Origin of the sequence: uncultured Thiocystis sp., assembly GCF_903866365.1 — a bacterium.
Classification (GTDB): Bacteria; Pseudomonadota; Gammaproteobacteria; order Chromatiales; family Chromatiaceae; genus Chromatium.
The window spans coordinates 17,430-38,744 of record NZ_CAIPNF010000291.1; the positions used below are offsets into that span (position 1 = coordinate 17,430).

General features: G+C 57.3%; 21 protein-coding genes. 8 read left to right on the forward strand and 13 right to left on the reverse strand.

What is annotated here, in order from left to right; all coding sequences use genetic code 11:
* Positions 1 to 9 precede the first annotated feature (9 nt).
* From QZY07_RS16465 to QZY07_RS16490, 6 genes are all read right to left on the reverse strand, one after another.
* On the reverse strand, positions 10 to 828 hold the full coding sequence (locus QZY07_RS16465; RefSeq protein ID WP_295405074.1) for a CpsD/CapB family tyrosine-protein kinase: 819 nt from the start codon (positions 826 to 828) through the stop codon (positions 10 to 12).
* 41 nt (positions 829 to 869) lie between these two features.
* Positions 870 to 2,453, reverse strand: coding sequence for a lipopolysaccharide biosynthesis protein (locus tag QZY07_RS16470; RefSeq protein ID WP_295405077.1), 1,584 nt, complete (start codon positions 2,451 to 2,453; stop codon positions 870 to 872).
* Between the two features lie 101 nt (positions 2,454 to 2,554).
* Positions 2,555 to 3,703: a hypothetical protein gene (locus tag QZY07_RS16475; protein ID WP_295405081.1), complete on the reverse strand. Its 1,149-nt coding sequence runs from the start codon at positions 3,701 to 3,703 to the stop codon at positions 2,555 to 2,557.
* A gap of 78 nt (positions 3,704 to 3,781) precedes the next feature.
* Positions 3,782 to 4,444, reverse strand: a complete 663-nt coding sequence (locus QZY07_RS16480) for a polysaccharide biosynthesis/export family protein (RefSeq protein WP_295405083.1) — start codon at positions 4,442 to 4,444, stop codon at positions 3,782 to 3,784.
* 85 nt (positions 4,445 to 4,529) lie between these two features.
* A complete protein-coding gene (locus QZY07_RS16485; protein WP_295405086.1) occupies positions 4,530 to 5,696 on the reverse strand; it encodes a GNAT family N-acetyltransferase in 1,167 nt (388 codons plus the stop codon).
* Positions 5,697 to 5,751: 55 nt separating this feature from the next.
* Positions 5,752 to 6,750: a sulfotransferase gene (locus QZY07_RS16490; protein WP_295405089.1), complete on the reverse strand. Its 999-nt coding sequence runs from the start codon at positions 6,748 to 6,750 to the stop codon at positions 5,752 to 5,754.
* A 227-nt stretch (positions 6,751 to 6,977) separates the two neighbouring features.
* On the opposite strand from QZY07_RS16490, the gene QZY07_RS16495 reads away from it, so the two are divergent.
* Positions 6,978 to 7,625, forward strand: coding sequence for a biliverdin-producing heme oxygenase (locus QZY07_RS16495; protein ID WP_295405091.1), 648 nt, complete (start codon positions 6,978 to 6,980; stop codon positions 7,623 to 7,625).
* A gap of 64 nt (positions 7,626 to 7,689) precedes the next feature.
* Positions 7,690 to 8,373: a YceH family protein gene (locus tag QZY07_RS16500; protein ID WP_295405094.1), complete on the forward strand. Its 684-nt coding sequence runs from the start codon at positions 7,690 to 7,692 to the stop codon at positions 8,371 to 8,373.
* A gap of 113 nt (positions 8,374 to 8,486) precedes the next feature.
* Here the strand turns inward: QZY07_RS16500 and QZY07_RS16505 are convergent, their stop codons facing one another.
* Together QZY07_RS16505 and parE are read right to left on the reverse strand one after the other, a co-directional pair.
* Positions 8,487 to 9,608 (reverse strand): FIST N-terminal domain-containing protein, encoded by a 1,122-nt coding sequence (locus tag QZY07_RS16505; protein ID WP_295405096.1) that lies wholly within the window; start codon positions 9,606 to 9,608, stop codon positions 8,487 to 8,489.
* Between the two features lie 20 nt (positions 9,609 to 9,628).
* Complete coding sequence (gene parE / locus QZY07_RS16510) at positions 9,629 to 11,530, reverse strand: DNA topoisomerase IV subunit B (RefSeq protein WP_295405098.1); 1,902 nt, start codon at positions 11,528 to 11,530, stop codon at positions 9,629 to 9,631.
* 180 nt (positions 11,531 to 11,710) lie between these two features.
* On the opposite strand from parE, the gene QZY07_RS16515 reads away from it, so the two are divergent.
* Genes QZY07_RS16515 through ispA form a run of 3 tightly spaced genes read left to right on the forward strand, consistent with a single transcriptional unit; the run spans position 11,711 to position 13,053 of the window.
* Complete coding sequence (locus QZY07_RS16515; protein WP_295405100.1) at positions 11,711 to 11,872, forward strand: hypothetical protein; 162 nt, start codon at positions 11,711 to 11,713, stop codon at positions 11,870 to 11,872.
* A 52-nt stretch (positions 11,873 to 11,924) separates the two neighbouring features.
* Positions 11,925 to 12,170: an exodeoxyribonuclease VII small subunit gene (locus tag QZY07_RS16520; protein ID WP_201096067.1), complete on the forward strand. Its 246-nt coding sequence runs from the start codon at positions 11,925 to 11,927 to the stop codon at positions 12,168 to 12,170.
* Entirely contained in the window at positions 12,160 to 13,053 is an 894-nt protein-coding gene (gene ispA, locus QZY07_RS16525) for a (2E,6E)-farnesyl diphosphate synthase (protein ID WP_295405103.1), read from the forward strand. The genes QZY07_RS16520 and ispA overlap by 11 nt, the downstream gene beginning before the upstream one ends.
* A 39-nt stretch (positions 13,054 to 13,092) precedes the next feature.
* Here the strand turns inward: ispA and kdsA are convergent, their stop codons facing one another.
* The gene (kdsA, locus tag QZY07_RS16530; RefSeq protein ID WP_295405104.1) at positions 13,093 to 13,923 is read right to left on the reverse strand and encodes a 3-deoxy-8-phosphooctulonate synthase; all 831 of its coding nucleotides are present in this window, start codon (positions 13,921 to 13,923) and stop codon (positions 13,093 to 13,095) included.
* Positions 13,920 to 15,563, reverse strand: a complete 1,644-nt coding sequence (locus QZY07_RS16535) for a CTP synthase (RefSeq protein WP_295405106.1) — start codon at positions 15,561 to 15,563, stop codon at positions 13,920 to 13,922. Before QZY07_RS16535 ends, kdsA begins: the two co-directional genes overlap by 4 nt.
* Positions 15,564 to 15,804: 241 nt before the next feature.
* On the opposite strand from QZY07_RS16535, the gene fnr reads away from it, so the two are divergent.
* On the forward strand, positions 15,805 to 16,566 hold the full coding sequence (gene fnr, locus QZY07_RS16540; protein ID WP_295405108.1) for a fumarate/nitrate reduction transcriptional regulator Fnr: 762 nt from the start codon (positions 15,805 to 15,807) through the stop codon (positions 16,564 to 16,566).
* On the opposite strand, the gene dnaQ is transcribed toward fnr, so the two are convergent.
* The 3 genes from dnaQ to QZY07_RS16555 are packed head-to-tail and all read right to left on the reverse strand — an operon-like array spanning position 16,563 to position 18,478.
* Positions 16,563 to 17,279, reverse strand: a complete 717-nt coding sequence (dnaQ, locus tag QZY07_RS16545; protein WP_295405111.1) for a DNA polymerase III subunit epsilon — start codon at positions 17,277 to 17,279, stop codon at positions 16,563 to 16,565. The two genes, fnr and dnaQ, sit on opposite strands and share 4 nt — an antisense overlap.
* Positions 17,260 to 17,721 carry a ribonuclease HI gene (gene rnhA / locus QZY07_RS16550; RefSeq protein ID WP_295405114.1) on the reverse strand — a complete coding sequence of 154 codons (462 nt, stop codon included), beginning with the start codon at positions 17,719 to 17,721 and terminating at the stop codon, positions 17,260 to 17,262. Before rnhA ends, dnaQ begins: the two co-directional genes overlap by 20 nt.
* Positions 17,714 to 18,478 (reverse strand): methyltransferase domain-containing protein, encoded by a 765-nt coding sequence (locus QZY07_RS16555; protein WP_295405117.1) that lies wholly within the window; start codon positions 18,476 to 18,478, stop codon positions 17,714 to 17,716. The genes rnhA and QZY07_RS16555 overlap by 8 nt, the downstream gene beginning before the upstream one ends.
* A 177-nt stretch (positions 18,479 to 18,655) precedes the next feature.
* Here QZY07_RS16555 and QZY07_RS16560 point away from each other — a divergent pair, with 177 nt between their 5' ends.
* Both QZY07_RS16560 and QZY07_RS16565 read left to right on the forward strand, forming a co-directional pair.
* Positions 18,656 to 20,083, forward strand: a complete 1,428-nt coding sequence (locus QZY07_RS16560; RefSeq protein WP_295405120.1) for a LysM peptidoglycan-binding domain-containing protein — start codon at positions 18,656 to 18,658, stop codon at positions 20,081 to 20,083.
* Positions 20,084 to 20,116: 33 nt separating this feature from the next.
* Positions 20,117 to 21,310, forward strand: a complete 1,194-nt coding sequence (locus tag QZY07_RS16565) for a methyltransferase domain-containing protein (protein WP_295405123.1) — start codon at positions 20,117 to 20,119, stop codon at positions 21,308 to 21,310.
* Positions 21,311 to 21,315: the final 5 nt, after the last annotated feature.

Here is a 21,315-nt window from a genome sequence, read left to right on the forward strand (position 1 = left end):
ATTGTAAAGCTAATGATAGTCATAAATCATTGCCCCATGATCGGACTTCGTGAGTACCGTACCGAGTATCGCTTTATCCTTTAGCATCTCATACATTCTACGAACATCTTCTGCTGTTGTTCGACCTTCCTCAATCACAAGGAGGGCAGCGTCCCAATATTGCGAAACCGCAACAACATCGTCTACTGAAAGCACAGGCGGCATATCTATAATAATGATTCCATCTGAATACCGACTCCTGATATCGCTTATTAAACTCTGCATTTTTGGAAGCAACAGCGCTTCTGATGAATGCGAAAAAGCTTCACGACCTGGAAGAACCAAAAGACCTTCAATATTAGGACTGAAGATAATATCCGTTATTGGCACATCACCTAACAAGAAATCACTAATTCCTGGAATAGGGTCATCAAGGAAGCATGTCCGAATCGAGGGATGTCGCAGATCCAAATCAACCAATAACACAGACTGTTGCGCATGCCTTGCAAGAGTGATTGCCAAATTAATTGCAGTTACCGTCTTACCATTGCCCGGAGTAGGACTAGTCACAAGCAAGGTTGACCAACCGTTAGCCTTCATTATTTTCAGAACCTGAGTGCGCAACATTTTAAAAGCGCCTTCCACATTGGCAGCTATACCACCTCCAAGGAGTATGCGGTGAGCTTCAAGCCGCGCGACCTCGACTTCAATGTTTTTATACTCTATTGGTGTATTGATAGAACCGAAATTCGGTTCTGAAAAGGTTCCAGATTGACTCATCGAGCTATAACGTCCAAGCGATGAACGTTCTTCACGCGCTTTTTCTAGTGCTTTCTTTAAACGGTCCATGAATAAACCCTAATTATGAAGCGGATGAAATATTTATCAGGCTACCACAGGGAAAATAGAAATGTATGTATAATTAACATTACTATAATCGCGGTGCCAACCAAACCGACAATCAATTGATTGCGCTTCCTGCGATACCGCTCACGATCAGCAACCGTCTCAATAAAAGGGATTACCGCGAGTGGAGCAGCACCTGTAAGCCCCTCCAATCGACGACTTCCATAGATCCCTTTATCAAGTGCTTCTCGTAGGGTCATATTTCCGATTCCTGCACCAAAAGCTAAAACCATTCCTAGAAATATCATTGAAGGCCGATTCGGCTTGAATGGCTCACTCGAAACGACAGGCGCATCAATCAGCGTAAATCGTTCTCCTTTACTTTCGGTTTCCACCGCTTCGGCTAGTTTTGCCTCACTCAATTTTATTTTAACATCACGATATCTTGCTAAGGCAGACTCATAATCCCGGGTTATTGCGAGATATTCACGTTCAATCGATGGGGATGCAGCTATTCTTCTTTCATACATGGCAATTTGTTCGATTAACTCAGTTCGCGATTTCTTTCGTGAGTCAAGCTCTGCCTCATTCGCCGTAAGTCTCGTACGAATCTGTATATAGATTGGATTGTCCGCATCTTTGACCAAGGCTGATCCTATTGTTCTGCCATCTTCGCCTGAGCTATTCGAACGGCGAACATCCAGTTGAAGGGCTCGAATTTCCCTGTCTAATTTTTTTACGTCAGGGTGCTCTGCGGAGTACCGCGATGAAAGAGCAAGGTATTTTGACTCTAGTGCGGCCAACTGTTGACTTGCTGTCAAGACACGTTCCCCGTCCGCAGATATTTGTTTGCTGTAGGGATCCGTTCTCGCCAGTTCTCCTTGCAGAAGAATGGAACTTTCCGTCAATGAAATGATCGATTGCTCAACTTCACGAAGTCTTTCTCTAGTTTTTTGCAAAGACTCTTGGTTGAAATCCATCATCTCGGGTAGACTATCTCCTGAATTCGCTTTAAATGCAGCCAATTTTTCCTCAAGACTTCCAATCTCATCAGCTAATCTTGTCGCTTCTTGCTGAACAAAAAGTTTTGCGTCTTGAGTAACTTTCTGACGGATCTTCTGATTCTCCTCAAGGTAAAAGGCGACAAGGTCAGAAGCAACAGACTGAGCGACCTGAGGGGACTCGGCATCGAATGAAACAGTAAAAGCGATCGTTACATCTGCTGATCGGCCAGTTCGAGAGTCGACGATTTTCGAACTTACAAGCTCCATGTTGACAGCGCTTTTCATAAGTTCTAGCGCCGCAGAGTCCCCCCCTTGCTCTCGGCGTTCTTGCTCGAAAAGTTTATGCTTATCCATAATCTGGATCAGATTTGACCCAGTCATTACACGTTGCTGCACCAGAGAGATGCGATTGTCCGCGTAACTCGTGATGGTCGAGCTAACTAGATCACTTGGAATTTCCTGTTGCTCAATGAGTATTTTGCCTGTTGATCGATAAACAGGAGGCAGGGAGTATGTAAATCCGACGCTCAAGACCAATAATAAAAAAAAAGGAATAAAAAAATACCACTTGCGCCGCTTAAGCATCTCAAGTATTTCACTGCGGGACTTTGATTGCTCGTCCATTACATGCACCATTTATTTTATATTCTAAACTGTTGCCAGTACATACGACTCATGATCGAGGGATGCAAGGGAAGAGTGTCATTCTGGGAAGGCAGTTTGGATTATCTGCGTCCCCAATCATATCCGTAGCCGAAATAGACTGAGTTCGAATCAGCAATCCCATCCAAGACCTCGCGATCCTGCCAGCGATATCGATAACTTAAATCAAGCCAGGAGGACTCATTTAACCTCCATCGCAACGCTGGAGACAGGATAAGATAATCTCGGTCATTGGCATTGACTTCATCTCCAGGATTTCTGTTGCGAATCCCTCGCGCAGTCAGGCTTGAGGTAAGTCTTTCCGTGAGTGGACTGGAGACGATGACCGACGCTATCGTCGTATCTAACAGGGAGCCCCGTCCGCTTGGCAGCAAAGATCGTTCCAGTGACAACCTTAATGTCCCTCGTTCGTAAATTCGGTCGAGACCGACCTCGAGTAGGGGACCGCTACTATTCTCATCGTCAGATCCGCTTTGCCCTGTTCCGTCACTTTTTATACTAGCAAAACGAGCACCACCAAGCGCGCTCAACGTTGTGCGTTCGGAGAATTGAAATCTGAAACCGGCTTCGACTCCGAAGCTTTCTGAGCTTTGACTGACTTCATCCGATTCATATTGCTCATAACTCAATCGACCAAGCAACCGACTACGCTCGCTCAGATCGTACTCTGTGTTGAAACCAAGTCGTGAGTTTTGGAAATTCGAGAGAGAAATGGCCTCTGCATCCTCGTAGGAGACATCCAAAAATGTGTACTCAGCATTTATCCTTGCCCGCTCCGTGAGGTCATATCCTATCGATGGTCCGATTTCAAGACTTGTACGGCGCTTATTAGCTTGCACCACGCCGGTCGTATCCGCCTCATCTTCACTTGTCAGCGTGGAATCGTAGCGAAGTCTAGTCACCAGCCCAAATTTAACTCGGCTCATACGATAGTCATAGGTGAAATCGAGTGAGCCATCCGTTGTGTTAAGCTCGCTGATATCGTCGTAATAACTTCCATCAATCGCCGCTCTTAGACCCAGGCTACTTTTCTCGGTTCGCCAGGCTAAAAGTCCGTAGATCTCAGCCAGCCCGCCAAGTGAAGCCTCTGGATCATCCACACTTAGTCGAACATTGTCGTCGTAGAACAAACTCAGGCGCGCACCAGGTTCAAATTTCCAGGGTTGTTGTAAGATGTCATCGCTGAAGGCCGATAAACTAACAGCTATCATGCCTAGTACCAAGGGTACCGTGACGCTTGGCCGAGACCGTAGAGGGGTATTTTTTATATGATTCTTGTCCATTGCGATTTAAGGCACAACGACGACATCACCGGGTTGCAGCCTGATATTTTGTGACAACCCTTCGCCACGAATAGCCTGCTTGTAATCGAAAGGAAACGATTGTTCCTTGCCATCAACTTGACGCAAAATTCTGATCTTATTTTCTTTCGCAAATGGCGATAGTCCACCTGCAATCGAAATTGCCTGCATCACAGTTAAATCGCGCGAAATAATCGGGAAATCACCTGGTTTGTTGACGCGTCCAACCACATAGACGCGATTTCCTGGAATTTCCTGAAGCGTGACCGTAACGACTGGATCGGGAATATATCGCGTCAGCTTAGACTTGAGGCTTCTCCCTAATTCGTCGACGGTCAATCCTTCAGCCTTCAAATCTCCAGCAAGGGGAAACGAGATCCCCCCGTCCGGACGGACCAGCACTAATTGTTCCAGGCCAGGCTCCTGCCAAACTGACACGTTCACAATATCACCGGCGCGAAGTTTGTATCCAGCATCGACCGCACCTAGCTCCGCGGCGTGCAGATTTACCATTATCATGCCTGGAAGCATGATCCAAGCAACAACCATTATTCCAGTTTTCTTTAAAGTGGTTAGCACAGATACCCCCGCAATTCCTGGTTTTTGCCTTAACGCGCTTGTATGCAAGTCAATGAATTTCAATAACTGCATGCACATACACTTTAAACGATATTTCATGTGGCAAATTTATATACCACTAAGACACAGCATGCTTACCGATTACTCATTCAGCCTGTCAGTCAACCCTTGTTATTTTTGATTCAAGATAGCGCTGATAGAGTGGTCTGACTCTCTGTTTTAGCTTCTCGATAACAAAAACAACTACGCCTTTTGCTGTCGGCCTGTACAAATAGTGATCGAAGACGGCCAGTTTAGAAGGCGCCCAATCGTCGTTCCAGCGAGCCCCAGTGACAAAACTTATCTGTCGTATCGTAGGATGTCCAGAGTATTCTCGCAAGGTCCAATCCAGAAGAAGCACTCCTGGGCTGTGCGCACTAAAAGCACTATCATAGCCAATTTTTAATAGATTGTAAGTCGCTCCAGAAATAATCGCGAACTGTGCGGCAATGGGTTTCCCGTCAAGGGTCAGGACATCGATCACACATTGGCCGGCCGCGCCAAACCTGACGAGCAACTCTTCATAAAATTTTCGCCGCGCATCGTCGTATCGAAGCGCGGTGCCAGCGCGACCTTTCCAACTTGAAGCTTCTGTATCGACAAAGTCGTCAAATGCTGATTTCAGATCTGGAAAGTTGCAGGCAGATGAAAAATTTACCGTCCCTAATTGTTGCAGATTTTTTAATTTTCTTCGATTGTTACGTCGATACTTAGTCGTAAGACCGGAGGTCGATTCTTCGTAGCTATTTTTACATCGAATAAATTTACTGTCATGGTGGTAGGCAGTAATGCGCATCGCAGGCTTGCAAAGATGCATTGCATATGCGATCGCACTGTCTTCCGCCGCGTTTCGCAGAAGGATCAGATCGAAAGATCTAGGACTAGACTCTTGCAGATAGCCAATCATCAAATCCAGTAAAACCCGATTTTGCGGATTTTGAGCGAATATAAAATCACTCAGCCCCATATCATCATTCGGTCTGAATACACTCCAGACGCCAAGACTCAAACCGAATTTCTTTTGCTTTATATATTCGAGAGGAAAAACACCGACTGGAATATTATATTTATTGGTGATCAATATCGCAAAAAAATTTTCATATGCAATTGGACCAGTCTTTAGAAAGGCGCCTATCCAATCGGGCGACTGAATAAAAGAAGCACAATCTAAGCCAGCGACAATTTCACGCCAAGCATCAAACAGGGGAGCAAGATCGTCGGTGCCTTTATAAAGGATTAGTTTGTAGTCATTCCGCAAAGAATTTCCTACGTCCACTGGAAGCATTCGCATTGACAATCGAGAATCCTCGGCAGAAAATTAATGAATGATCTCCAGAGAGTCAGGTCGACAGATATTTTTTAGGCGAAGGCGTATAAGCATCGTAGTTCGTCACACCAGTCACTTTAAGTATTTCATCGACATCACGCAAATCCCGCGGAGCAATCCGATCAAGCCATTTGCTGTGCACATGTACTCTTTTCGATGCATTTCGCCAATCTGGCGAAGCCTGCTGCGACGGACTCGAAAATAACTCCCTGTCCCATTCGACAGGCTTCAAATCAAAAAACCGACTGATTCGATCCCACTCTGGAACTCCTTCGTCGACAAGATCTTCATAATATACGGTTAGATAACCATTTTTTTCCGCATCGGAGAGTGGCAGTTGGTTTTCGATACACCATATCAATGTGTGCGCCTGAGCATTCGTAAGGTCTTGACTCAAAAGCTCAGTATATTGCCCATTATTCAAACGAAACAGGTTCTCATCGTTTCGATAAGCGCTTATGACTCTAGACGGATCCCATGAGAATCCGCCGAGACGAAGTTTCGATTCCACGACAGCACCAGGATGCCTCACTAACAGCAACACTTTCGCGTTAAACCTGCTCGCCAACCAGCCAAGCAATAAATTTGCACGAATACACTTTACAATAACAGGGTTTCTTGAACGCCACGTTCGGCATGTTCTATACTGATTCAGTGCGCGCTGCCACTCTTTGAGCAACTTCTTGAATGCGTCCAGTCGGTCGAGCGTGGAAAGCCTGGGAAAGATATCGCGCGGAGGCACACGAAAATCTGTCCACAAGGTCGACAGATCTCCCGAAAATACGCGAAGAAAAAACTCCTCCATGCCTGGGAGATCGGAGTCCTGAGGCACGTACTTCCAAGCATAGCGTTGCGCATCTTTCACGGCGCCGGGATGAAGTGGCTCGAAGATCGGCCGCAACTCATGCGTGGTTGCAAGAACATCAAGCACCCATGTTGTCCCGCTGCGACTCGACCCCGCAATCAGCATTGGTGGTTCGAAAGGAAGATTTCCCTTATCAGGCTTGGACATCGCAACATCTATCCTCATCGGCTCGCTAAAATTGACTCGCGGTCTGCTCCCGAACATCGGAAAATTCTAGCACACTTGCACTTGGCTCCATGACGAGAGATCCCGATGAGATTGAAGATTATCGTGATGATTCTCTCCGGAAGCACCGTCTGGCAGTCGCCAATTTAGACGATCCGTGATCTTGAAATGCCAAATGCGTTAGCTATGACTGATTTAAGGACTAGCAGATGTCTAATTTCGACCGAAACAGCGATCCTTTGCAACATAAATCAAAGGTTAGCCTGGCTGTAAAATTGCGTGGAGCCACGGCTGATGCGCATACGGCAGTCGAGCGATTGCCAGTCATGCTCCGCCTGACCTCTCAGGAGGTAACCCAGGACGACTATCGGCACTATCTCGATATCCTCGCCGGCATCTATGTCATCGTGGAAACGGCTTTGTACAAGGGACTAGACGATGCCCTGCGTGAGCATTTAAGGATACGTCCTAAGTTGCCCATGTTGCTTCGCGACCTGGAAGAGCAAGTCGGTCATTCGCCTGTGCCGATCACCGAACGGGACCAGGGGATATCAAACGTCTTCGAGACACGCGGCACCAGCGGCATCGTTGGCGGCATCTATGTTTTGGAAGGCGCGACCCTTGGCGGACGGACGATTGCCAGACATTTACGTCGAATCCTGGGGGCCGAACTTGGCTCTGCGTCCTTTCTCAACTTCCATGGCGAACAAACATCCGCCCACTGGAAGCATTTTTCCGAAACGCTGGATACTCTCTCCGCCGACGGAACACTGCTGCCAGACGAGGTCATCGACGGCGCAATCGCAACCTTCGACGCAGTTTACCGCCAGCTAGAGCAAGCGGATTTCACGCATTGAACACTTGACGATTGAGCTGTCAACACATTTGCTTAAACGCATCGTCAGAGAGAAGGAAACGACCATGCCCCCCAACGAAGATGCCGATGCTCCCGACGCGCTGCTGAATCCAGCGGAGGCGCGCATCATTGGCTGCCTGATGGAGAAACAGCGCACAACGCCGGATCAGTACCCGTTGACTCTGAACAGCCTGGTGAGCGCCTGCAACCAGAAGAGCGCCCGTCACCCCGCGATGAACCTGACACCGGCCGAGGTCGGGCATGCAGTCAACCGGTTACGCGACCGCGGTCTGATCCACGCCAGTCTCTCGGGGCGCTCCGAACGCTTCGATCATAAGATGGTCGGCACCTTCTTCCTCAGTCGTCAGGAACAGGCGTTGTTGTGCGTGCTGATGCTCCGCGGGCCGCAAACGCTCGGCGAATTGCGCACCAACACGGCACGCCTGGCGGAATTCGCGGACTTGAATCAGGTTTCGTCAATCCTGCGGGGCATGGCAACCAGAGATCATGCCCTGGTCGTCGAATTGCCGAGATCGCTCGGCAAGCGCGAGGAACGCTACGCGCATCTGTTGTGCGGTCCGCCAAAGACCGAGGAATCCGCCAGCGTCGAACCAAAAACGGGATCGCCAGCGGTCCTTGCGGGTCAAGGCAACCGGATCGAGGCGCTGGAAGCTGAAGTCGCATCCCTGCGAGCAGAGCTGGGCCGGCTCTGGCAGCTCACTGGGCTGACCGATCGACACGGTGATTAACGGCAAAGCGCATGATGCCCAACATCATGACGCCAGCAAGAGGGCAACCAGCAACAGCAGTGGATTTGTCAGTCCATTCATGCCTGACCTGCTCTTTTTGGAAAGAAAGAAATTTAGTCAGCGAACAAGGTCAAGACACCCGTATACCCGTACACGCGATCTTGCGAAATCTCGCCATTGGCGTAAAAACCGACAAGCGGGAAATCGCCGAGCGTGTCCTGAATCTGCTTGAGTTCGGCGGAATCGGGGCCGAATAGATTGACGCCGCGCCCCAAGCAGGAAATATAAATACCGCCCCTCGGCGGACGAGACAGGCGCTGCCGGAGGGCTCGCAGCATGCGATCCAGGTCGTCCCTGGCCGTTTCGGCGTCGCGCCGACAGAACATGATCTCTCGCCCGGATTCGACCCTGTCTCCGATGGCCAGCAAGCCGTGATCGGGGTCGATGCCGATTAGATTGCGGACCAGATAATCGCCAGTATCCGAACCCGGGATCGGCAGACCGGCGAAGATGTAACCGCCGAGACTGCCCAGATCCTGGGCCAGGGTCTCGCCGATATCCTCTTTGAACTTCTCCAGCGCGGGCTGTCCGTCAAGTTTGATCAGGATATTGCGCTGGGCCTCGGTGATGGTGCGATGCGGACCGATCGGCGAACAGCCCTGACTCAGACGGGTCATCAGCGCGACCTGGTCGGAAAACAGCACGCCCGACAGTCCGCCCTCGGTGAGGGTATTGGCGATGCCGACCGCCGAGCCGCGCGAACTGGTCAGACCGCCCACCAGAAAACCGGACGTGGTGCGCTGGGCGAGTTGCTGGATCAGTGACTCGATGCGTTCGTTCGCCGGATCGCCGTGGATCAGACCCAGATAGGGAGGATGGGCCTGGATCCAATCGCCATGACTGACATCGAACGCGTCGAAATCTTTGATCAGGCTCGGGAAGACGCGGAAGGCATCCGCCGGGAACTCGCCCAGCATGACGGCGATCGCGGGTTGTTCATAATATTCGACCCCCGTCGCGCAGATCCCGATGCCGACGCTGCCGACCCACTGTTGCACGCCGGTGGCGTGGCGCAACCAGTCCAGCAGATCGTCCAGCTCGTCGGCGAATTCGTCGGACACATAGAGAAAGCCAAGATTCGCCTGCTCCGGAACCTGGCCGATCTGAGTCAGACAGGCCGCGGCGGCCTGGGTCCAGTCGGCGTTCGCCGCGTGTCCGTAACGGAATGGGGGCATTGTGATCAACTCCAGTCGTTTTAAATTTCCGCCAGATCGCCTTTTTCCTGCAACCAGCCGCGGCGGTCGGCGGCGCGCTTTTTGGCCAGCAGCATGTCGAGCAGGTTATCGCTGTCGTCATCGGCTTCGATCGTGAGCTGCACCAGGCGCCGGGTGTCGGGATGAATGGTGGTCTCGCGCAGTTGGGACGGGTTCATCTCGCCCAGCCCCTTGAAACGCTGGACATTGACCTTGCCCTTGACCTTCTCGGCCGCGATGCGGTCGAGCACTCCGCGTTTTTCGTCGTCGTCCAGGGCATAATAAACCTGTTTGCCCACGTCAATCCGGTACAGCGGCGGCATGGCGACATAGACATGCCCCTCGGCCACCAGACGCCGGAAATGACGCAAAAAGAGCGCGCACAGCAGGGTCGCGATATGCGCGCCGTCAGAATCCGCGTCGGCCAGGATGCAGACCTTGCCGAAACGCAGCCGGCTGAGATCGTCGATGCCTGGATCGACGCCGATGGCGACCGCGATGTCATGCACCTCCTGCGAGCCCAGCACCTCGCTGGCATCGACCTCCCAGGTGTTGAGGATCTTGCCCCGCAGCGGCAGGATGGCCTGAAACTCGCGGTCGCGCGCCTGCTTGGCCGAGCCGCCGGCCGAGTCGCCCTCGACCAGAAACAGCTCGCCGCGCTCGGGATCGGTCGCGGTGCAGTCGGCCAGCTTGCCGGGCAGTGCCGGTCCCTGGGTGATCTTCTTCCGCGTCACGGTGCGCCCGGCGCGCAACCGCGTCTGAGCCGCGCCGATGGCCAGTTCGGCGATCCGCTCGCCTTCCCCTACGTGCTGATTCAGCCAGAGACTGAAGGAGTCCTTGACCACGCCGGAGACGAAGGCCGCGCACTCGCGCGAGGACAGCCGTTCCTTGGTCTGCCCCGAAAATTGCGGCTCGATCAGCTTCACCGAGAGGATATAGCTGACCCGGCTCCAGACATCCTCCGGCGCCAGCTTGACCCCGCGCGGCAGCAGGTTACGAAACTCGCAGAACTCGCGCACCGCCTCGGTCAGCCCGGAGCGCAACCCGTTGACATGGGTGCCGCCCTGCACGGTCGGGATCAGATTGACATAGCTTTCGGCGACCGGCTCGCCGCCGCCCGCCCTGAGCGGTTCCGGCAACCAGGCCAGCGCCCAGCTCGCTGCTTCGTTGGTTCCCGTCATATCCCCAATGAAGGGCTCTGCCGGGACCGTCTCGGCCCCGTTCAGTTCCTGGGTCAGATAATCCTTGAGACCGTCGCGGTAACACCAGACCTGCTCCTCGCCGCTCGCCGCGTCGAGAAAGCGCACCTCCAGCCCCGGACAGAGCACCGCCTTGGCCCGCAACAGATGGACCAGCGGACGGATGGCGAATTTGGGCGTATCGAAATACCTGGGATCGGGCCAGAAGCGCAGCCGGGTACCGGTCTTGCCGCGTGGCGCCGTGCCGATCTGACTCAGATCGCTGGTCTTGACGCCGCCCGCGAAGGTCATGCGATATTCATGACCGCCACGCTTGACCCACACCTCCAGCGTTTGCGAGAGCGCGTTGACCACCGAAACGCCCACGCCATGCAGACCGCCCGAGAAACGGTAGTTATCGGTGTTGAACTTCCCGCCGGCGTGCAGCTTGGTCAGGATCACCTCGACCCCCGGCAAGCCTTCCTGCGGGTGCATGTCGACCGGCATGCCGCGCCCGTCGTCGCTGACTTCCAGCGAGCCGTCGGCATGGAGCACCACCGAGATCGCGCGGGCGTGGCCAGCCAGCGCCTCGTCGACGCTGTTGTCGATCACCTCCTGGGCCAGATGATTGGGGCGGGTCGTATCGGTATACATTCCGGGGCGCTTGCGCACCGGGTCGAGGCCCATCAGGACCTCAATGGCAGAGGCATCGTAATTGCCGGTCATGGAGAGCACATTCCTTTTATGTAACGTTTCGGATTGATAGCCGTACCGCGCGCATCCGCTGGCCGCTCCCTGGGCCACCCTAGAGACATGGCATTGCGTTGTCTCTACAACAAACGGGCTGGCGCCCGGTCTCGGTCCCGGTCCCGGTCACAACCGCACCGCCCGCACCCGCCACCCCTCATGGCTGCGCTGCTGGGACTCGCCCTGGCGCGCTGGCCGAAAATGCATCTCGGACCTGATCCGCCCCAAGGCATTGAAAAAAAGCATCGGTCGTCCTCCGCAAAACGCAACCTGAAAGCCGCTACCCTGGCAGATTGCCTGGATTGGACCGTGTTGGTTTGACCGCTCAACCCAGCTAGGCTACCGTACCGCCTAAAGCCCGATCCAGAAGCCGATGAAAAAACCAGCCACCCCGCCCCCGCCATCCTTCGAGCAGGCCCTGAACGAGTTGGAAAGCGTTGTCGATGCCCTGGAAAAGGGTGAGATGACACTCGAGGACTCGCTGGCGGCCTTCGAGCGCGGCATCGGTCTCACCCGTGTCTGCCAGCAGGCGTTGGACACGGCCGAGCAGCGGGTGCGTATCCTCACCGATGCCCGGCCCGAGGCCGAGCCAGAACCTTTCGAGCCCCATGACCCATAACCAACTGGACACCTACCGGACACGCTGTCAGGCGCGTCTCGAAACCGCGCTCGACGAACTTCTGCCGCGCGCCAGCGTGCCGCCCCTGCGCCTGCACGAGGCCATGCGTTATTCGGTGCTGGGCGGCGGCAAGCGCATCCGTCCGCTGCTGACCTACGCGACCGGCGAGGCGCTCGGCATCGAGCCCGCCCGGCTCGACCGTCCCGCCTGCGCGGTGGAATTCATCCACGCCTACTCGCTGATCCACGACGATCTCCCGGCGATGGACGACGATGACCTGCGCCGCGGACGCCCCACCTGTCACCGCGCCTTCGACGACGCCACTGCCATCCTCGCCGGTGACGCGCTGCAGACGCTGGCTTTTCAGGCGCTTGCAGAGGCCACCGGACTGGATGCGCAAATCCGGATCGCGATGGTCGAGCAACTGGCCCGCGCCAGCGGCTCGCGCGGCATGGTCGGCGGTCAGGCGCTGGATCTGGAGGCCGAGGGCAAGGCGCTCGATGTCGCCATGCTCGAACATATCCACATCCACAAGACCGGCGCGCTGATTCGCGCCTCCGTGCAGATGGGTATCCTGGCCCACGGCTCGCTCGACGCGGACCGCGCCGAGCGCCTGGACCGGTACGCCAAGTGTCTCGGACTGGCGTTCCAGATCCAGGACGACGTGCTCGACGTGGAGGGCGACACCGCCCTGATCGGCAAGACCGCCGGGCGCGATCAGGCGCTCGACAAGGCCACCTACCCGGCCCTGGTCGGACTGGCCGAGGCGAAGGAGATGGCGGCCGATCTGATCGGCGAGGCGCTGACCGCCATCGAGATCCTGCCGGACGGCGCCGATCCCATGCGCTGGATCGCGAGCGCGCTGCTGGGGCGCAGGAATTGACACCTGCCGACCTGGAAGACGTCTCTTGATGGGGTCAAGTTAGGATTCAGCCAATCCCGCCGCCTTGACCACCCGATCAAGCTCAACCAGCGTCGTCAGCAACTCCCGCATCCGCCCCAGTGGCCAAGCATTCGGCCCATCGCTCAGCGCCTCGTCGGGGCGCGGGTGGGTCTCCATGAACAGCCCGGCGACTCCGGCGGCGACGGCGGCCCGCGCCAGCACGGGGACGAATTCGCGCTGTCCACCCGAACGATCCCCCTGCCCGCCCGGCAATTGCACCGAATGGGTGGCGTCGAAGACCACCGGACAGCCGGTCTCGCGCATCACGGCCAGCGCGCGCATGTCCGAAATCAGATTGTTGTACCCGAAGGAGGCCCCGCGCTCGCAGACCATGATCTGCTGGTTGCCCGTCGAACGCGCCTTGTCGACGACATGGCGCATGTCCCAGGGCGCGAGAAACTGGCCTTTTTTGAGGTTGACCGGCTTGCCCTGACTGGCGACCGCACGGATGAAGTTGGTCTGACGACAGAGAAAGGCCGGCGTCTGGAGGACGTCGACGACGGCGGCGACCTCGTTGAGCGGCGTGTCCTCATGGACATCGGTCAGCACCGGGACGCCGATGCGTTCGCGAACCGCTTCGAGAATCCGCAATCCCTCCTCCAGACCCGGCCCGCGAAAGCTGCCGACCGAGGAACGGTTGGCCTTGTCGAACGAGGATTTATAGATAAAGGGGATGCCGAGCGCGTCGGTCATTTCCTTGAGCGCGCCCGCCGTTTCTTCCGCCAGTGTCTCGCTCTCGATCACGCAGGGACCGGCGATCAGGAAGAGCGGGCGGTCGATTCCGACCTCGAAATTGGCCAAGCGCATCATGCGGCCTGATCTCCAGTCAATTCGTGTTGGGTCAGGGCCGCGCGGATGAAGCCGCAAAATAGCGGGTGACCGTCGCGCGGGGTCGAGGTGAATTCGGGATGGAACTGACAGGCGATGAACCAGGGGTGATCCGGAATCTCGATGATTTCGACCAATTTGTTGTCGAGCGACCAGCCGGAAAAGCGCATCCCGGCATCCTTCATGGCATTGAGATAACGGTTGTTGAATTCATAGCGATGACGGTGACGCTCGCGGGCCTGGGGCATGCCATAGACGGCGCGCGCCAGGCTGCCGGGTTCGAGACGGCAGTTTTGACCGCCCAGTCGCATGGAGCCGCCCAGATCCTGACCTTCGGCGCGCGTCTCGATCTTGCCTTTTTCGTCGCGCCATTCGGTGATCATGGCGATCACCGGATGCGGGGTCGCGCGGTCGAATTCGGTGCTGTGCGCGCCTTCCAGACCGGCGAGATGACGGGCATATTCGATCACCGCGATCTGCATCCCGAGACAGATGCCGAGATAGGGAATGCGCTGTTCGCGGGCATACTGGGCCGCCAGGATTTTGCCTTCGATGCCCCGTTCGCCAAACCCGCCGGGGACCAGAATGGCATCCAGTCCGGCGAGACAGGCGGTGCCCTGCTGCTCGATCTCCTCGGCATCCAGATAGAGAATCTCGACCTTGGTGCTGGTATGCACGCCGGCGTGGGCGAGCGCCTCGGACAGCGATTTATAGGCTTCGGTGAGGTGCATGTACTTGCCGACCATGCCGACGCGGACCTGGTGCGTGGGATGGTCGAAACCGTCCAGCACCCGATCCCACTCGCTGAGGTCGGCCTCGGGCACGTCAAGCTGGAACTGGCGCACCGCTAGTTCGTCGAGCTTCTGGGCGTGCAGCAGGCGCGGGATGCGGTAGATGTTATCGGCGTCGACGGCGGAGATGACGGCGTTCTCGGGAACGTTGGTGAAGAGCGCGATCTTGCGCCGCTCTTCGTTCGGCAGATCCTGCTCGGCGCGGCACAGCAGGATGTCGGGCTGGATACCGATCGAACGCAGTTCCTTGACCGAGTGCTGGGTCGGTTTGGTCTTGATCTCGCCGGCGGTGCGGATATAAGGCACCAGGGTCAGGTGCATGAAGAGCACGTTCTCGCGCCCCTCCTCCACCCGCATCTGGCGGATCGCCTCCAGGAAGGGTAGCGATTCGATGTCGCCCACGGTGCCGCCCATCTCGACCATGGCGATATCCGCGCCCTCGGCCCCAAGCCGGATACTCTGTTTGATCTCGTCGGTAATGTGCGGGATCACCTGCACGGTCCGGCCGAGATAATCGCCGCGGCGCTCCTGGCGGATGACGCTCTCGTAGATCTGGCCGGTGGTGAAGTTGTTGTTGCGCCCCATGCGGGTGCGCAGGAAGCGCTCGTAGTGGCCTAGATCCAGGTCGGTCTCGGCGCCGTCGTCGGTCACGTAGACCTCGCCGTGCTGAAACGGGCTCATGGTGCCCGGATCGACGTTGATGTAGGGATCGAGCTTGATCATCGTCACGCGCAGTCCACGGGCTTCGAGCAGGGCCCCGAGCGATGCCGAGGCAATGCCTTTGCCCAGCGACGAGACGACACCGCCGGTAATAAAAATAAACTTAGTCATAGGAAGCAGGCGCAGCAGAAGGAGGGTCGAGGGCGGTGGCCCGATAACCTCGACAAACTACCAAAATCGCGGCGTCGGCTCAATCGGCTCGCCGCCGCCCGCGAAGTCAGCAGGGTAGCGTAATTGGTACACGAACCCCTGCCCTTGTAATTTGTCATCGATGCGGTTACAAAACACCTATTCTTGATCCAGATCAAATGGCAGACCAAAATTGAGCTGCCGATGGCGAGGGGGCGGTGCCATGAGTCAATTCAAAGTCATTTCATTGGAATCCATTCGAGTCGCATGCAAGAACTGCACGCTGGCCTCGTTGTGCCTGCCCATGGGGCTGTCTCCGGAAGACGTGGAGCGTCTCGACGAGATTGTCAAACGCGCCAGACCTTTGCACCGCGGCGATTATCTGTTTCGCGAGGGCGACCGGTTCCGGGCGCTCTATGTCGTCAAGACCGGGTCGGTCAAGACCTTCGCGCCCAGTTCCGAGGGCGGCGAGCAGGTTCTGGGCTTCCATCTGCCCGGCGAGATCATCGGTCTCGATGCCATCGACAAGGATGTCCACGCCTGTTCCGCCAAGGTACTCGAAACCTCGGCGATCTGCGAAATCCCCTTCACCAGACTCGAAGACCTGACCGCGACCACCCCCAGCCTTCAGCATCAGATGTACCGGCTGCTCAGCAAGGAGATCGGCCAGGATACCGACATGCTGCTGCTGCTCGGCAAGAAGAACGCGGAGGAGCGTCTGGCCGCGTTTCTTTTAAGCCTGTCCCAACGCCTGCACAAGCGCGGTCTCTCGCCCTCCGATTTCTATCTCAGCATGTCGCGCCACGAGATCGGCAATTATCTGGGACTCGCGGTCGAAACCGTCAGCCGACTGTTCACGCGCTTCCAGGAAGACGGTCTGATGTGCGTGGATCGCAAGCATATCCAGTTGCTCGACTTGCCCGCGCTGGAATCCCTGGTCGGCGGTTCCGGGCAGAGCCGGCGCCAGCAGCAACAGCAGACCTAATCCGCCTTCAGCCAAAGACAACCGTCCGCGCTTGCGGCCTGGATAGCCGCCAGCCGCGCCGCATGCGCGGCACAACTGACAGCATCGGCGTGGACCACGCGCAGGCGCGCACGCCCAGGATCGAGCTGACCGCGATGCCGGGTGCGCGGATCCCCCCCCGCTTCGGAGACATCCACATCCAGGTGGAACGCGACTTGTCCACCGGTCATCGCGAGATAGACGTCGGCCAGTATTTCGGCGTCGAGCAGGGCGCCATGCAGATCCCGGTGCGAGTTATCGACGGCATAGCGCTTACAGAGCGCGTCCAGCCCGTTGCGCTGTCCCGGATGGAGCCGGCGCGCCATCGCGAGCGTGTCGGTCACCTCGCAAAGATCCCGGATACTTGGCGTATCCGCCCGCCATTGCCTCAGTTCGTGATCGAGAAAGCCCACATCGAATGGCGCATTGTGGATGATCAACTCCGCGCCCTCGACATAGCGCAGAAAATCCTCCGCGACCTCGGCAAAGCGCGGCTTGTCGGCGAGAAAGGCGTTGGTGATGCCGTGGACATTTACCGCCCCGACGTCGATCTCGCGATCCGGTTGCAAATATTGATGAAACACGTTGCGCGTGAGCCGGCGGTCGATCAACTCGACGCAGCCGATCTCGATGATCCGGTGCCCTTCCCTGGGATCCAGTCCCGTGGTCTCGGTATCAAGGACGACCTGACGCATTCCGCCCTCCCGCGCCGGGCACGCCCTGATTGGCCAGGCGATCGGCGCGCTCGTTTTCGGCGTGTCCCGTATGGCCCCTGACCCACCGCCAGAGGACCTCGTGACCGCCGAGCGCGGCATCGAGCCGTTCCCAGAGATCGCGGTTCTTGACCGGCTGGCGGTTGGCGGTGCGCCAGCCGTTGCGCTTCCAATTAGGCATCCACTCGCCGACCCCGCGCTTGACGTACTGCGAGTCGGTGGTGATCTCGATCCGGGTTGGCTTTTGTAACGACTCCAGCGCGACGATCACCGCCATCAGCTCCATGCGGTTATTGGTCGTCTCGCGCTCGCCGCCGCACAGCTCTTGTTCGGCCGCGCCCCAACGCAGCAGCACGCCCCAGCCGCCCGGCCCGGGATTCCCCTTACAGGCGCCGTCGGTAAAGGCTTGCACAGTCTCAGACATGACTTCTACCCCGTGTCGTCGGTCGGACGGCATTGCCCGGCAAAAGGGCGTGCAGTCGGTTCCAGGATGGTTTCAGAGGGGTGAGGGTGGCGACCCGCTTGACCGCCCGGATGACGTAGCCGCCACTCAGCACCGGCCAGAAGCGCCGTCCCAACGACTCGATTGGCGCGCAATGCGCACCCTGCGCGCTCCGCAAGGGCGGGCAGAACAGGATGCGTTCACAAAACTCGATAGCAAACCCGGCGTCGGCAAGCCACGCCTCGACTTGCGAAGGCATTCTGAAACGACCGCACCAGGGCATCCGCCCACTGACGCTCAACAGCACTCCCCAGAGACCCCAGGCGCTGAACGCATTGAAGCCCACGATGATCACGCGCCCATCGGGGATCAGCACCCGCTCGACCTCGCGCAGTACGGCCCGTGGGTCATCCGTGAAGTCGAGCGTATGCGGCAGCAGGATGGCGTCGATACTATCGGTCGCCAGCGGAAGCTGGCTCTCCAGACCGATGATCTCCATCCCGTGTTGCCCGGACGGCTGTTCGGGAGGCAGCATGATCCGGTGACGAATGCGGCTTGAGTCCAGCGCCTCGCGAAAAATCTCGGTTGGACCAAGCTGCACCAGATAGTACCCGAAGGTCTGATGGAGCAGACGCTGCACACACTCGCTCTCGGCCCTGGCCACTTTCCGCCCAAGCGGCGAGCGATACCAGTCCTGGAGCCGTTTGAACGGCGATGTCCGGCGTTGGGAAACTGTCATGCGGATGCCTCTCTTTGAGGTGCACATGGTACCCATGATCGCGAACGCTGTCGTGCGGCCGAATGTGTGATATCCGCGTTCAAGCCTGGAATTCTGCGCGTCCTTTGCGTATCATGTGCCGTGATAAAAAATAATATTTCGCTCAAACAAGCAGTTAAAAATTCAAATGGGGTTCCAATGCCTGATGCCAGACTTTTGGGACGCGCCTCTTGTGCGCTCGTCGCCCTTGCCTTGCCGCTGCTGAACGGTTGTGCCAGGCAACCCGACGTCACCGCCTTCAACAATTTCGATGGCGCCTATTCGGGCATGGTCTCCGCCCGCGAATACGGCTTCGTCAGACCCGCCGAGGATGTTCTCGTCGCGGGGAAATCCAAATCCAGGGTGGCAAACCGCCTCCCGACAGGAGATGTCTGGAGCCGGGTGCGCTCCGGTATGCAGATGAATCTGCACGCCGACTCCCGCATCGATTCCACGCTCGAACGGTTCCGCCGCGATCCCCGCTATCTGGAAAAAATGTCGCAACAGGCGACGCCCTATCTGCCGACCATCGTCGCCGAGATCGAGCGACGCGGGTTCCCCATGGAGCTGGCGCTGCTGCCCCATGTCGAAAGCCGCTATAACCCCGCCGCGACCTCGCCCAAGGCCGCCGGCGGCATGTGGCAGTTCATGCCCTACACCGCCCGCGAGATGGGGCTGCGCATGGATAACGGATACGACGAGCGGCGCGATGTCGTCGCCTCGACGCGCGCCGCCATGGACTATCTGGATCAGCTCAGCCGACGCTTCGATGGCGATTGGGAGCTGGCCATGGCCGCCTACAATTGCGGTCCCGGACGGGTCGAGGCCGCTCTTGAGGCCAACCGTCGCAACGGCAAACCCACCGATTTCTGGTCCTTGAACCTGCCGAACGAGACCAAGCAATACGTCCCGCAGATCCTCGCCACGGCCCGGCTGGTCGCCGATTCGCGCAAATACGGGCAGCGACTGCCCGTGATCGCCGATCGCCCCCGCACCGAGATGCTGCTGACCAGCACGCCCATGAATCTGGTCAAGGTCGCGATCGCCGCCGGCGTGGACTTCGCCGAGATCCAGCGCCTGAATCCCGAGATCAAATCGAAATCGCTGGGGCAAAACATCGCCCAACTCATGGTTCCCGCCGGAACCGGCGCCAAACTCAAACCGTCCTCGGCGAACGTGGTCAGGGTGATGCCGATGACGGTGGGGGCCGCCGATTCCTCGCGAACCGCCGTCCGTCTCCGTCAGAGGGAGCCCGCCGTCGCGAACGTTAATCTCGTGGACGACAAGGTCCATCAGGTCAAAAACGGCGAGACCCTGACATCGATCGCGCTGCGACATGGGATCGCGCGAGACAATCTTGCCGACTGGAATGGCCTGTCGCCGCGCGAACCGCTGCTGCCGGGTCAGACCCTGCGCATCCCCAAACAGGAAGATCAGAACCTTGTCACCCACTGGGTGCGCAAGGGCGACTCCATCGAGACCATCGCCCGCCGCTATGGCGTAACCGTCACGGAACTCCGGCGCTGGAACCGGATCACCGACAATCGTCTGAAACAGGGCGAAAAACTGCGTATCTATCGGAGCTGAACGAGGGGCATCGCCTAACCGACCCCAAACGCAATGGCCATTGCCCGGATCGTCTTCAATCTTCAGTGGAAGAGTCGCCATGCGCTTCACAACGACGCGCTCCTGCTCGCCCGGCTGAATTCCTGGCGGGATGTCTTCCCGCCTGAACTCGACGCGGCCATCGCTGGCGGATCCGGTGGCGATCGGAGCAGTCATGCATTCGATCCCGGCGTTCTGACGACGCCTTTTCGAGAAGAGCGGCTAATCTCGCTCGAACCTCGTCATTTCGACCGCTCCCGTCTGGCGCCGGAAGATGCCGAACCGCGCCTCGGGCGTTTTTATCCAGGCCAATTCGCCCGCTTACCGGACCCTGGCGCGATCGCCGATCGGCAACCGTTTCGGGTCGTCGACACCAGACCGGAGCAACTGCGGATCGACCTCAACCACCCGCTGGCCGCGTATCCGCTGCGTCTGGATCTCAGCATCGAAGACATTGCCAATCAGGTTGTGGAACACGGCGGTCGCTGCAATGAGGTGGCGGATCTGATCACCGGCGGCGGTCCGGGGATGCAGGCACGCTGGCGCGATCTGCCCACCGATTTCTGGTCGGGCCAGCCGTTCCGGCGTCAGGATTCCGGGCCTGATGCGGCCTTCTACCAACAGCCGCGTTTTGTCGATCATCTCGACCGTACCGCCATCGGTCAAATCAGCGCGCTCCATGGCCGTCTGATCGCCGGCGGAGACAGCATCCTGGATCTGCTGTCGAGTTGGCATTCGCACCTTCCCGGCACGCTGGAGACCGGTCCGGTCACCGGACTTGGGATGAACGCCGACGAACTTGCCGCAAACCCGCTGCTCCACCAACGCCTGGTCCATGATCTCAACGCGGAGCCGAGGGTTCCCTGCGAGGATCACGCCTTCGATGCCGTCATCTGCACCGCCTCGGTGGAATATCTGACACAGCCCCTGGCGGTCTTCCGGGACATCGCCCGAGTTTTGTGCCCTGGCGGAATCTTCATCGTCAGTTTCTCGAACCGCTGGTTCCCGCCCAAGACCATCCAGCTCTGGCCAGCGCTCCACGAATTCGAGCGACCCGGTCTGGTGCTCGACTATTTCCTGGAATCCTGCCTGTTTCAGGATCTCGAAACCTGGTCGATGCGCGGATTGCCCCGCCCGCCGGACGACAAATATGCCGATCGGCTACCCCACTCGGACCCGGTGCACGCGGTCTGGGGACGACGAATCTGAGTCAA